General features: G+C 64.1%; 9 protein-coding genes. 4 read left to right on the top strand and 5 right to left on the bottom strand.

All coding sequences use genetic code 11. From position 1 onward, the window contains the following. Window positions 1-138 precede the first annotated feature (138 nt). The 3 genes from lolA to ABQU90_RS17215 all read right to left on the bottom strand — a co-directional run bounded on the left by lolA (window position 139) and on the right by ABQU90_RS17215 (window position 5,480). Window positions 139-810 (bottom strand): outer membrane lipoprotein periplasmic chaperone LolA, encoded by a 672-nt coding sequence (gene lolA / locus ABQU90_RS17225; RefSeq protein ID WP_055854377.1) that lies wholly within the window; start codon window positions 808-810, stop codon window positions 139-141. A 57-nt stretch (window positions 811-867) separates the two neighbouring features. Then, on the bottom strand, window positions 868-2,793 hold the full coding sequence (locus ABQU90_RS17220) for a DUF3857 domain-containing transglutaminase family protein (protein WP_323522965.1): 1,926 nt from the start codon (window positions 2,791-2,793) through the stop codon (window positions 868-870). 332 nt (window positions 2,794-3,125) lie between these two features. Next, window positions 3,126-5,480: a DNA translocase FtsK gene (locus ABQU90_RS17215; RefSeq protein ID WP_115512948.1), complete on the bottom strand. Its 2,355-nt coding sequence runs from the start codon at window positions 5,478-5,480 to the stop codon at window positions 3,126-3,128. A 283-nt stretch (window positions 5,481-5,763) separates the two neighbouring features. On the opposite strand from ABQU90_RS17215, the gene trxB reads away from it, so the two are divergent. The 4 genes from trxB to infA all read left to right on the top strand — a co-directional run bounded on the left by trxB (window position 5,764) and on the right by infA (window position 8,999). After that, a complete protein-coding gene (trxB, locus tag ABQU90_RS17210) occupies window positions 5,764-6,732 on the top strand; it encodes a thioredoxin-disulfide reductase (RefSeq protein ID WP_055854385.1) in 969 nt (322 codons plus the stop codon). Between the two features lie 57 nt (window positions 6,733-6,789). Further along, window positions 6,790-7,908, top strand: coding sequence for a GNAT family N-acetyltransferase (locus ABQU90_RS17205; RefSeq protein ID WP_323522966.1), 1,119 nt, complete (start codon window positions 6,790-6,792; stop codon window positions 7,906-7,908). A 43-nt stretch (window positions 7,909-7,951) separates the two neighbouring features. After that, a complete protein-coding gene (aat, locus tag ABQU90_RS17200; RefSeq protein ID WP_323522967.1) occupies window positions 7,952-8,701 on the top strand; it encodes a leucyl/phenylalanyl-tRNA--protein transferase in 750 nt (249 codons plus the stop codon). A gap of 79 nt (window positions 8,702-8,780) precedes the next feature. Continuing rightward, window positions 8,781-8,999, top strand: coding sequence for a translation initiation factor IF-1 (gene infA / locus ABQU90_RS17195; RefSeq protein ID WP_002813418.1), 219 nt, complete (start codon window positions 8,781-8,783; stop codon window positions 8,997-8,999). 400 nt (window positions 9,000-9,399) lie between these two features. Here the strand turns inward: infA and clpA are convergent, their stop codons facing one another. Together clpA and clpS are read right to left on the bottom strand one after the other, a co-directional pair. Beyond that, complete coding sequence (gene clpA, locus ABQU90_RS17190) at window positions 9,400-11,682, bottom strand: ATP-dependent Clp protease ATP-binding subunit ClpA (protein WP_055854392.1); 2,283 nt, start codon at window positions 11,680-11,682, stop codon at window positions 9,400-9,402. A 142-nt stretch (window positions 11,683-11,824) separates the two neighbouring features. Next, the gene (gene clpS, locus ABQU90_RS17185) at window positions 11,825-12,145 is read right to left on the bottom strand and encodes an ATP-dependent Clp protease adapter ClpS (RefSeq protein ID WP_016901748.1); all 321 of its coding nucleotides are present in this window, start codon (window positions 12,143-12,145) and stop codon (window positions 11,825-11,827) included. Window positions 12,146-12,376 lie beyond the last annotated feature (231 nt).

The raw sequence follows: 12,376 nt of genomic DNA, 5'->3' as shown, positions 1-12,376 counted from the left end.
CTGGATCACAGGAGGCACAACGCAAGACGCCTCCCCGTAGGAAGGCGTCTGCAATATTGCCTCAACGCATCTGCTGGCAAGCTGCAACGTGCAGCCTCGCGCCCCGAATGAATCGGTCGCCCTCAATCGGGCATGACCTTACTGCGCGTCGCCCACCACATCCACTCCCTTGGCCGGGGTGTAGCGGAAGGTGTCGGCCGCAAACGCGGGGTTGCGCTTCCAGCCGCTGAAGCTGATCGCGGTGCGCTGACCCACCGCATCGACCACTTCCATCTTGGCCAGGCCGTCCTTGCCGAAGCCGAGCGAGGCCATCTGGAAGCTGGCTTCGGTGTCGACCTTGGGCGTCAACGACAGCCACTGCAGGCCGTCACGCGGCGCGGCTTCTTCGCTGACGTCGTATTGCTTGTCCAGACGCGCGGGGTCGATCAATGCCACCAGCGGGCTGTTCTGCTCTTCGTTGCCCTGCGCGCGCACGGTGACCTGCTCCAGGTCGGGGTCGAACACCCACACCTTCTTGCCGTCGGCCACGATCAATTGCTTGTAAGGCTTGGCGTATTCCCAACGGAACTGACGCGGTGCCGACAATGCCACCCGCCCGCTCGAACGCTCCTTGACCCGGCCGTTGGCATCGGCAACCTGCTGATCGAACTGCCCATCCAGGCCCTTCAGGCCGCGGGTGAACGTGTCCAGCTCCTGGCGCGCACCGGCAAACGCGGTGCCGGCGAACAGAGCGGTGGCGAGGACGGCATAACGGAGCTGGCGATGCATCGCGGTCTTCCAGAAAGGAGTACGCCAATTCTGAAGCTTCATAGATGAATGGGCGAGCGCTATTGCACGGACGCGTTCATGAAGCGGCAGCGGGTTGCCTCAATCATTGGTCTGCACCTTGGACAGATCGCCGTAAACGATCTGCCCACGAAAGCCGCGTCGCACCTGCTGATACAACTCGCGAAATGCACGGTAATCCTGCGGCTGGCATAAGGCCTGCGGCCCATGCACCGCCGCACGTTGCAGACGATGGACCGCAGTGACCGTTTGCGCCTGGCGCGACCAGTCCACCACGTATTCGCCAGCCGCATTGCGAAACTTGCTGCTACGCGGGATGGCAATGATCGGCACCGTCTCGGGGAAGGTCACCACGTAGGTTTCCTCACGCACGCTGTCGTTGCAGTAGAACGGAGTCAGATTGTCTTCGGCCGAGGTAGTGGCGTAGATCCCGCGCGTCGATTCGGCCCCTGGCATGTCCGGCAAGGTCATGCCGCCGACCACCGAAAAATCCACCGCATCGTTGGCCTGGAAGCTGTAGCGATAGTTGAATGGCGTTTCCAGATCCAGTGGATCGCCCTGAATCAGCAGATCGCCGGTCCCGACGAAACCGGACTGGGCAATGATCGATTCCTCGATACGGTTACGGTTCTGCGCATTGAGTTGTACGAACATCGCGCGCAAGCCCACTTCGCCGGTCTGCCCGCTGTCCAGGGTCGTCAGGCCCTGCAATCCGCCCTGCGGCGTGAAGCGGTACTCGGTCCGGGCGACGTAGCGGTTGACCTTGCGATCGTTCGGCGGGGTCTGGGTGACCTTGCCATCGCGCGTATGCACCACCGGCGCGCCAAGATCGCCGGCCGGCAACTGGCCGAAGCGCGCGTAGGGGTTGGTCGAATCGACGTAAAGGTCGAAGGCCGGGATGTAGGTGATGGCGTGATTGAAGCGCCCGAGCACTGGGATTGCCGGCAATGTCGGCCCGCCCTCCGCGCCGATCAGCACCGGTGTGCTGGCAATGCCCTTGGCCGCCAGCAGCGCTTCCAGAATCACGGTGTGATCCTTGCAGTCGCCATAGTGGTTGGCCAGGATGCTGTCGGCACTGTTGGGCTCCAGACCGCCATTGCCTAGGTACACCGCCACGTAGCGGATATTGCGCGCGACCCAGGCATACAACGCCGCCGCCTGCGCCCGCGGCTCATCGATTCCCTTGGTCACCTGGTCGGCCAATACCTGGATCGCGGGTGTGACCGTAGCGGCGCGCCCACCCTTGACGTGATACGCCAGGCCCATCTGCGACCAGCTGTCGAAGGTGCTGGCCATCAGCGTGGGGCTGAATTCCCAGGTCGCCGCACTCCAGTTCTGGTTCTTCATCGGCGTGGCGCGCTGGTAGCGCCATTCCCAACGCGCCTGATCGCCACGCACCACCGGCTTGGTGCTGCCCTGCAGACCACGTGCGGACAAATGCATCGGCAACGACTTGGGCGCAACCAAGGTGACCACCGCATCGTCGTATTGCGCGAACACGCTGAAGGTTTCCCACAGACTGAAATAACCTGGGAAGTACGGCGTGTTCTGTGCGCGTCGCACGCGATAGACGATGCGCGCACCCGGCGCCAGGTTCGGGAACACCACCACCTTGACCTTGCGGTCGGCGTACATCGCCGCCGACGCGCTGGAATAGCTTTCCTGGGTGTAGATCTTGTCAGCCGCCACGTCCTGGCGCAGCCCTTCGGCGGTGACGGTGTACGCCTCCAGCACTTCGAGCGTCTCCATCTTTTCGCTATAGCTCAACCGCACCTGGCTGAACTGCTCCACCGCCGACTTGGTCTTGAGCAGGATTTCGTACTCGTCGGTTTCCACACTGCTGGCATCGGCGCGCACTTCGTAGTCGGCGCGGTAGCGCACAAAGCTGTAGTTGGTATCGGCCTGGGTCCGCGTCGCCGCCGCGGCAGGCGCGGGGCGCTGTTGCGCCTGGGCGAGCAGCGGGGCGCAGATCAACAATACGAGCAACAACACAGGACGACGCAGCATGGGTCTCGATCACGACGGGCCGGAGCGGCCGTTGTCCGATAGGGTAGCCGGTGTGCCCGGCAATGACAGGTATCGACTTCCAACAATGCCGCATTGATGCGTGCGGCAGCGCTCGTTGAGACGACTCACACACCGCAGTCCACGCAGACGCGCAATACGGGGTCTTGCGCCGGCGCGTGGGCGCAACTGGACGAGAATCGAAACGCGTCCTGCACACGTCGAATCCAGGCAATGGCCCTTTCGCCCTCTCGCTGCGCCTCCAGCCACCGTACCTTGCAGCGACTGCCGCAGCCGCGTGCCACCGCACCGCACAGCGACGAGAGCCGCCGCGCTTACTTGGGCGGCGGCGGCGCCAGCACGGTGCGATCGCCGTTGTGCTCGGGCTGGCTGACCACACCGGCCGCTTCCATCGCCTCGATCAAACGCGCAGCGCGGTTGTAGCCGATCTTCAGGCGACGCTGCACACCGGAAATCGATGCGCGCCGGGTTTCAGTGACGATGCGCAGTGCCTCGTCGTACAGCGGGTCGGACTCATCCCCACCGCCGCCACTGCTCTCCGGCAAGCCGGTAGCGCCCACCACGGTGCCATCGCCCATGGTCTGCACTTCGTCCAGCACGCCTTCGACATAGGAGACCGGCCCACTGGCTTTCAGGTGTTCGACCACCCGATGCACTTCTTCGTCGCTGACGAAGGCGCCGTGCACACGGTCCGGCAGCGCGGTGCCCGGCGGCAGATACAGCATGTCGCCATTGCCCAGCAGCGCCTCGGCGCCGGACTGGTCCAGGATGGTGCGCGAGTCGATTTTGGAACTGACCTGGAAGGCGACGCGAGTCGGGATATTGGCCTTGATCAGACCAGTGATCACGTCCACCGACGGCCGCTGCGTGGCCAAAATCAAGTGAATACCGGCCGCACGCGCCTTCTGCGCCAAGCGTGCGATGAGCTCTTCGACCTTCTTGCCGACGATCATCATCATGTCGGCGAATTCGTCGATGAAGATGACGATGAACGGCAGCGTCTCCAGCGGCCGCGGCGCTTCGCCCAGCTCCGGATTCGGTTTGAACAGCGGGTCCATCATCGGCTGGCCGGCGTCGATGGCGTCCTTGATCTTCTTGTTGAAGCCGGCCAGGTTGCGCACACCCACCGCGCTCATCAGCTTGTAACGGCGCTCCATCTCCGCCACGCACCAGCGCAGGCCGTTGGCGGCCTCCTTCATGTCGGTGACCACCGGCGCCAACAGATGCGGGATGCCCTGATAGACGCTCAATTCGAGCATCTTCGGGTCAATCATCAGCATCCGCAGTTCCTTGTGCGAGGCCTTGAACAACAGGCTCAGCACCATCGCATTGACGGCCACCGACTTGCCCGAGCCGGTGGTACCGGCCACCAGCAAGTGCGGCATGCGCGCCAGATCGGCCACGGTCGGGCGCCCGGCAATGTCCTTGCCCAGCGCAAGCGTCAGTGGACTGGCCGACTTATCGTACTCCTTGGAACGCAGCAGCTCGGACAGGAAGATCATCTCGCGGGTGACGTTGGGGATCTCCAGACCCACCACCGACTTGCCCGGAATCACGTCCACCACACGCACCGACTTGACCGACAGGCCGCGCGCGATGTCCTTGTCCAGCGAGCTGATCTGGCTGACCTTGATGCCCGGCGCCGGCTCGATCTCGAAGCGGGTGATCACCGGACCGGGATAGGCCCCGACTACCTGCGCCTCGATGCGGAAATCCTTGAGCTTGAATTCGATCTGCCGCGACAGCGTTTCCAGCGTCTCTTCCGAATAGCCCTTGGCCTGCGGCTTCGGATCGTCCAGCAATGCCAGCGGCGGCAGATCCGAGCCGTCGGTGCTCACGCCCTGGAACATCGGGATCTGGGTGTCGCGCTTGGCGCGCTCGCTCTTTTCCACCACCGGTGCCGGCGGCGGCTCGATCTTGACCGGCTCGCGCTTGGCCTGCTTGACCGCATCGACCTTGCGCACTTCCTCGCGTTCTTCGCGCATCACGCGGGTTTGCTGCCACTCGGTCGCCTGATGGGTCTTGCGCTGCATCAACGGGCCCAGCGCCAGCACCCACTGACCGATGCGCTCCATCACCACAAACCACGACAACCCGGTCGCCAATGTGATCGATACCAGCAGCAGCACTATCACGAACAGATTGGCGCCCAGAGCACCAAAGCCCGAACTGAGCGACCCGCTGACCAGCTTGCCGAGAATGCCGCCGGCCTCGGCGACCTCGCCCTGGAACAGGCGCAGATGCAAAAAGCCGGTCGAAGAGATCAGAAAGCCCACCATGCCGACCAGCCGCAGCGCCGGCCCCAGATCGCTCTGACTCTGCTCCTCGCGCTCGCCGATCAGCGCGATCCAGGCCACCGCGCCCAGGATCACCGGCAGCAGGAAGGCCACATAACCGAACAGCTGCAGCAACACATCTGCCGCCATGGCGCCGAACCTGCCGCCCATGTTGTGGATCGGCGCGACCAGATTGCCGGTGCGCGACCAGCCAGGATCGGTCGCCGAATAGGTGAACAGGCTGGCCAGCAGATACAGCAACAACGGCGCCACCGCGATCAATGCCAGATCACGCCAGAGCTTTTGCCGACGCGGATTGTCCGCCACCGCCGTCTTGCGCGACGACGATTTGCCCTCTGCGGGCTTGCTGCGTTCGGGAACCTGCTTTGCCACCTGTAGCCAGACCTTAGAAAAATGCTGTTAGTGGTTGATAATAAACGACTGAGGCCACGGTTTCAGCAGTTGAATGAGCACCGGCTGCCGGGGCGCCCGGCCGCCAACGAAAAACGCCGCACAAGGCGGCGTCGAACATGCATTGCGGGCGGACCATGCCATCTGCGGTTCAAGCAGTTCCATCGCGCCGCCTTGATTCACCGGGTGGGGACCGCCACTCTATGCCGCCACGGGGGCGCAATTCACCAGCGCCGTCCCTACCACTCCTAGACCGCGAGTATACATGAGCGCCTCATCTGCCAGTCCCGCCAAGCATTCCCGCCTGCTGATCCTCGGCTCCGGCCCGGCCGGCTGGACCGCCGCGGTCTACGCCGCCCGCGCCAATCTCAAGCCGGTGGTGATCACCGGCCTGCAGCAGGGCGGCCAGCTGATGACAACCACCGAGGTGGACAACTGGCCGGGCGACCCCCACGGCCTGATGGGCCCGGACTTGATGAACCGCATGCAGGCGCATGCCGAGCGCTTCGAGACCGAGGTCATCTTCGACCACATCCACACTGCCGATCTGTCGCAGCGGCCGTTCCGGCTGATCGGCGATAGCGCCGAGTACACCTGCGATGGGCTGATCATCGCCACCGGCGCCACCGCCAAGTACCTGGGCATCCCCAGCGAAGAGGCCTTCAAGGGCCGCGGCGTCTCCGCCTGCGCCACCTGCGACGGGTTCTTCTACAAGGACCAGGACGTGGTGGTGGTCGGCGGCGGCAACACCGCGGTCGAAGAAGCGCTGTACCTGTCCAACATCGCGCGCAAGGTGTACCTGGTGCACCGCCGCGACACCCTGCGCGCGGAAAAGATCATGCAGGACAAGCTGTTCGCCAAGGTCGCCGCCGGCAAGATCGAAACCGTCTGGCACCACGCCATCGACGAAGTGCTGGGCAACGATGCCGGCGTGACCGGCGTGCGGGTCAAGTCCACCCTCGACGGCAGCACCCGCGATATCGACGCGCACGGCTTCTTCGTTGCCATCGGCCACCATCCCAATACGCAGCTGTTCGACGGCCAGCTGGCGATGAACAACGGCTACCTGGAAATCCGCTCCGGCCTGAACGGCGCAGCGACCGAGACCTCGGTGGCCGGCGTGTTCGCCGCCGGCGACGTGGCCGACCAGCACTACCGCCAGGCCATCACCTCGGCCGGCTTCGGCTGCATGGCCGCGCTGGATGCCGAGCGTTACCTCGACAAGAGCGCCTGAGATGGCTGCTGACCGCCGGCCGCGCCGCGCGGACAGCACCAACAACGGGCCGCGCGCATGAGCGTGACGGCCCGCTGGTGCCGCCGGCTGGACGAGCTTCCTGCCGGTGCCTGGGATGCGCTACACGACGGCAGCCACCCCTTCGTCAGCGATGCCTTTCTGCAAGGCCTGGAACGCGAAGGCTGCCTGCGCCCGGATTGGGGCTGGAATCCGCTGCACCTGACCTTGTGGACTGGCGATACGCTGGTCGCCGCCGCGCCGGGTTACCTGAAAAACAATTCGCACGGCGAGTTCGTGTTCGACCATGCCTGGGCGCATGCGTATGCGCGCTACGGGCAGGAGTATTTCCCGAAGTGGCTGTGCGGCGTGCCCTACTCGCCGGTCACCGGCCCGCGCCTGCTCGGTGCGCCCAAGTGGCGTTGGCACTTGCTGGCCGCGATGCGCGAGCTGGTGGAGCGCAGCAGCTTGTCCTCGGCGCACGTGAATTTTCATCTGGCCGACGAAGACACCGCGTTCGATGCCGAGTGGCTGCAGCGTCACGACCTGCAGTACCACTGGCACAACGCCAGCGGCTGGAGCGACTTCGAAACGTTTCTGGCCGCGATGGACCACAAGCGCCGCAAGAACATCCGCCAGGAACGCGCCAAGGTGCAGCGCGCTGGCATACAGCTGCGCGTGGTGCATGGCGATGAGGCCAGCGAGGCCGACCTGGACGCCATGTACGGGTTCTATCTCAAGACCTTCAACGAGTACGGCAATTCGCCGGCACTGACTCCCGAATTTCTGCGCCACCTGGCGCAGCACCTGCCGCGCCAGCTGGTGATGTTCTTGGCCGACCTCGACGGGCAACCGATTGCCGGTGCGTTGTGCCTGCGCGGCCACGACACGCTCTACGGCCGTTATTGGGGCGGCGAAGCCCTGCCCGGGCTGCACTTCGAAACCTGCTACTACCAAGGCATCGAATACTGCCTGCGCGAAGGCCTGAGCCGCTTCGAGCCCGGCGCGCAGGGCGAGCACAAGATTGCGCGCGGCTTTCTGCCGACCGTGGTGCGTAGCCGTCACTGGATCGCCGACCCCGGCTTCCGCGAACCACTGGCGCAATGGTGCGCCGACGAGCGCGAGGCCGTCGCGCGGCACGCGCTCGAACTGGCAGACCACAGCCCGTTTCGCGACTGACCCAATGCGCGCCACCCGCATGCCGCACCGCTAGACTCACCCCATGTCGCGCGCCCTGCCCCACTTGCTGTCACCGGACCCCGCCAGTCCGTTCCCCCCGGTCGAACACGCTTTACGCGACCCCGACGGCCTGCTCGCCCTTGGCGGCGACCTGCACCCGCAACGCCTGCTCAATGCGTATGCGCAGGGCATCTTTCCGTGGTTTTCGGAAGGGCAGCCGATCCTGTGGTGGAGCCCGGACCCGCGCATGGTGTTCCGCACCGATAGCGTGCGCCTGTCGTCGCGCTTCAAACGGCAGCTGCGCAACTGCAACTGGACCCTGCGTGCCGATACCGCATTTGCACAGGTCATTGCCGCCTGCGCGTCCAGCCCGCGTCCCGGGCAGGACGGCACCTGGATCACCGCGCAGATGCAGGAGGCCTATGTCGACCTGCACCATCGCGGCCACGCCCACTCCCTGGAAGTGTTCGATGGCGCGCGCCTGGTCGGCGGCATCTACGGCGTGGCAGTCGGCAAGATGTTCTTCGGGGAAAGCATGTTCAGCGCAGTCAGCGGCGGCTCGAAAGTGGCGTTAGCCGCCCTGGCCGCCGACCTGCATACGCGCGGCTGGCCGCTGCTCGATGCGCAGGTGGAAAACCCGCACCTGCTCAGCCTGGGTGCGCAGCACATGCCACGCCCGGAGTTTGTGCAACACGTGCAGCGCCAGGTTGCCCTGGTGGAACCGGCCGGCAGCTGGTCCGAACGCTACGGCGAGCGGCCCGTCATGGCGTTGGGTGAAGCCCGCTTAACATAAAATTTGCACCACGGGGAGATGGAGCGTAAAATGCCGTCCCTTACGGCCCCTCCGGGCCAGCTTTGATTGCCAGGATTACATGTCGAAAGACGACTCCATTGAATTCGAAGGCAGCGTCAGCGAGACGCTTCCCAACACCACGTTCCGGGTCAAGCTGGAAAACGGGCATGAAATCATCGCCCACATCTCCGGCCGTATGCGCAAGAACTACATCCGCATCCTGACCGGCGATCGGGTCAAGGTTGAGATGACTCCGTACGACCTGACCAAAGGCCGTATTACCTACCGCATGAAGTAAGCGGTTCCGGTGCTGAGACGCAAGGCGGCCAATGGCCGCTTTTTGTCGGGCCTGTGATTTGGCACGTTACTGGTGACAGTGCGGTGACTCATCACGATGTGGCGCGGGCTGCAGTCCGCTGACGGGCGTATCCAGGCCAGGAGTCCGCATTGAGCACGCGCGCGCTGGCATTCGCACGTCAAAGTCGGACATGCGCCGATACGGCAGCACCCTAGCCGTTTTCTCGCTCGCCATAGCGCATTGCGGGGTTCAGCAGATGCGAGGCGCTCGACGGCTTATGGGGCGTTGGGGCTAACTGGCTACTCGCACAGTCAGCATCGCGCACCCTCTCCCGGACATAAAAAAGCCGCTCATTCGAGCGGCTTTTTTTGTTTCAGAACGCACGAATCAACTGCGTCGATCAGTCGACAGTTGCCGGCAGCAATCGCTCCGGCTCCGGATGCGCTTCCACCACCAGCTCGCCGTCCTTGACGTCGATATTGACCCGCCCGCCCTCTACCAACTTGCCGAACAACAGCTCGTCGGCGAGCGGACGCTTGATCTTCTCCTGGATCACGCGCGACATCGGGCGTGCGCCCATCAGCGGATCGAAGCCGTGCTGGGCCAGCCAGTCGCGCGCAGTCGGTGTGGCCGACAGCGAGACGTGCTTTTCCTGCAGCAACATTTCCAGCTCGATGATGAACTTGTCCACCACGCGCAGGATGTGGTCGAAGCCCAGCGCCTGGAACTGCACGATCGCATCCAGACGGTTGCGGAACTCCGGCGTGAACCCGCGACGGATCGACTCCATCGCGTCGGTGGAATGATCCTGTTTGGTGAAGCCGATCGAGCGACGCGATGCCTGCGTGGCACCGGCGTTGGTCGTCATCACCAGGATCACGTTCTTGAAGTTGGCTTCGCGCCCATTGGTATCGGTGAGGATGCCGCGGTCCATGACCTGCAACAGGATATTGAAGATGTCCGGATGCGCCTTTTCCACCTCGTCCAGCAGCAGCACGCAGTGCGGCGTCTTGACGATTTTCTCGGTCAGCAACCCACCCTGATCGAAGCCGACGTAGCCCGGAGGCGCACCGATCAAGCGGCTGATCGAATGCGCTTCCATGTACTCGGACATGTCGAAACGCACCAGTTCGATCCCCAACTGCAATGCCAACTGCTTGGTCACCTCGGTCTTGCCCACACCGGTGGGGCCGGCGAACAGGAAGTTGCCGATCGGCTTTTCCGGGTTGGCCAGACCAGAGCGTGCCAGCTTGATCGAGCCAGCCAGCGTCTCGATCGCCGGGTTCTGCCCGAAGATCACCATCTTGAGGTTGCGCTCCAGATGCTGCAGCACGTCCTTGTCGGTGGCGCTGACCTGCTTGGCCGGAATGCGCGCCATCTTGGCGACGATGGTTTCGATCTCCTCGATGTCGATCAGCTCCTTGCGCACGCCTTCGGGCAGCAGTCGCTGACGCGCGCCGGCCTCGTCCATCACATCGATGGCCTTGTCCGGCAACAGACGGTCGCCAATGTGCTTGACCGACAGGTCCACCGCCGCCTGCAATGCATCATCGGCGTAGGTCACGCCGTGGTGCGCCTCGTACCTGGGCTTGAGGCCCTGCAGGATCTCGAAGGTTTCACCGACGGTCGGCTCGACGATGTCGATCTTCTGGAAGCGACGCGCCAACGCCCGGTCTTTTTCGAAGATGCCGCGGTATTCCTGGAACGTGGTCGAGCCGATGCAGCGCAGCTCGCCCGATGCCAGCGCCGGCTTGATCAGGTTGGAGGCGTCCATGGTGCCGCCCGAGGCCGACCCGGCGCCGATGATGGTGTGGATCTCGTCGATGAACAGCACCGCATTGGGCACCTTCTTCAATGCGGTCAGCACGCCCTTCAAGCGCTTTTCGAAGTCGCCGCGGTACTTGGTACCGGCGACCAGCGCGCCCAGGTCCAGCGAGAAGATCACCGCGTCGGCGAGTACTTCCGGCACGTCGTTGTCGACGATGCGCTTGGCCAGGCCCTCGGCGATCGCGGTCTTGCCCACACCCGCCTCACCCACGTACAGCGGGTTGTTCTTGCGCCGGCGGCACAGGACCTGGATGGTGCGCTCGATCTCATCGGCGCGGCCGACCAGCGGGTCGATCTTGCCGTTGCGCGCCTGCTCGTTGAGGTTGGTGGCATATTCGGCCAGCGCATCGCCCTTGGCCTCGCCCTCCCCGCCCTCGCTCTTGGGCTCGCCATCGGACGCGGACGGCTGCTCGCCGTCTTCGCCCAGCTTGGCGATGCCGTGGGACAGGTAATTGACGATATCCAGACGGGTGATGTCCTGCTGATTCAGGAAATACACCGCGTGGGAATCCTTTTCGCCGAAGATGGCGACCAGCACGTTCGCGCCGGTGACCTCTTTCTTGCCCGAGGACTGCACGTGGTAGACCGCGCGCTGCAGCACACGCTGGAAGCCCAGGGTCGGCTGAGTGTCGCGGCCATCGTCTTCGGCCAGGCGCGAGACCGATGCCTCGATCGCCTGTTCCAGGTCGTTGTGCAGCCGCAGCTGATCCGCGCCGCAGGCCTTGAGCACGGCTTGCGCGGAAGGGTTGTCCAGCAGCGAGAGCAGCAGGTGCTCGACGGTCATGAACTCATGACGCGCCTCGCGTGCTCGCTTGTAGCACTGGCCGATGGTTTGCTCTAGGTCTTTGCTGAACATTGGTAACTCCGAACGGCTGTTGCCAACAATATGCGGCTTTTGTTGGGATTTTCCACAACCCTATCGGATAGGCATGTTCAGACGGCGTTAGCACGTGATTGCAGCCACACTGTTGCGCTGCTGGAATGATCCCGCTGCCAGCTCAGGTCTGTTCCATCGTGCACAGCAGCGGATGCTGGTTCATGCGCGAAAACTCGTTGACCTGCGCCACCTTGGACTCGGCCACTTCGCGGCTGTAGACCCCGCAAACGCCGCGTCCACGGGTATGGACGTGCAGCATGACCTGGGTGGCCCGCTCCAGATCGAGGTTGAAAAACTGCTGCAGCACGGTCACCACGAAGTCCATCGGGGTGTAGTCGTCGTTCAGCAGCAGCACCTGATACCGCGGCGGTGGCGCCACTTCAGGCTTGCTGGCTTCGACCGTGAGGCCATGATCGTGTTCGTGAGATGTCTTCCGGGGCATCCGGCCATTATACGGTTCATCGCCGCGCGCATTGGACGATTTGCGCCGCGGCCCGCACAATTTGTCTCCGATTCCCCGGCTGGCCCTTGATGACCGATACCCCGACCGCGCTGCGACAGGCGCCGTCTGCTGCAGCATCCCTGCATGCCCGCGCGCCCCTGCCTGCACTGCGGTGTTGCGCCGCCCGCCCGTGCACCGATGCGGTGACCGATGCAATGGCCGGCCTGTCGC

It is taken from the genome of Xanthomonas sp. WHRI 10207, from assembly GCF_040202975.1.
Classification (GTDB): domain Bacteria; phylum Pseudomonadota; class Gammaproteobacteria; order Xanthomonadales; family Xanthomonadaceae; genus Xanthomonas.
The sequence above is the reverse complement of the archived record's forward strand: the minus strand, read 5'-3'. Positions and strand labels throughout refer to the sequence as shown.

Bases quoted from the DNA above. Each gene is read 5' to 3' on its own strand.
- trxB (WP_055854385.1), top strand. From the start codon at position 5,764: ATGAGCGCCTCATCTGCCAGTCCCGCCAAGCATTCCCGCCTGCTGATC.
- ABQU90_RS17205 (WP_323522966.1), top strand. From the start codon at position 6,790: ATGAGCGTGACGGCCCGCTGGTGCCGCCGGCTGGACGAGCTTCCTGCC.
- lolA (WP_055854377.1), bottom strand. From the start codon at position 810: ATGAAGCTTCAGAATTGGCGTACTCCTTTCTGGAAGACCGCGATGCAT.
- infA (WP_002813418.1), top strand. From the start codon at position 8,781: ATGTCGAAAGACGACTCCATTGAATTCGAAGGCAGCGTCAGCGAGACG.
- ABQU90_RS17220 (WP_323522965.1), bottom strand. From the start codon at position 2,793: ATGCTGCGTCGTCCTGTGTTGTTGCTCGTATTGTTGATCTGCGCCCCG.
- clpA (WP_055854392.1), bottom strand. From the start codon at position 11,682: ATGTTCAGCAAAGACCTAGAGCAAACCATCGGCCAGTGCTACAAGCGA.
- clpS (WP_016901748.1), bottom strand. From the start codon at position 12,145: ATGCCCCGGAAGACATCTCACGAACACGATCATGGCCTCACGGTCGAA.
- aat (WP_323522967.1), top strand. From the start codon at position 7,952: ATGTCGCGCGCCCTGCCCCACTTGCTGTCACCGGACCCCGCCAGTCCG.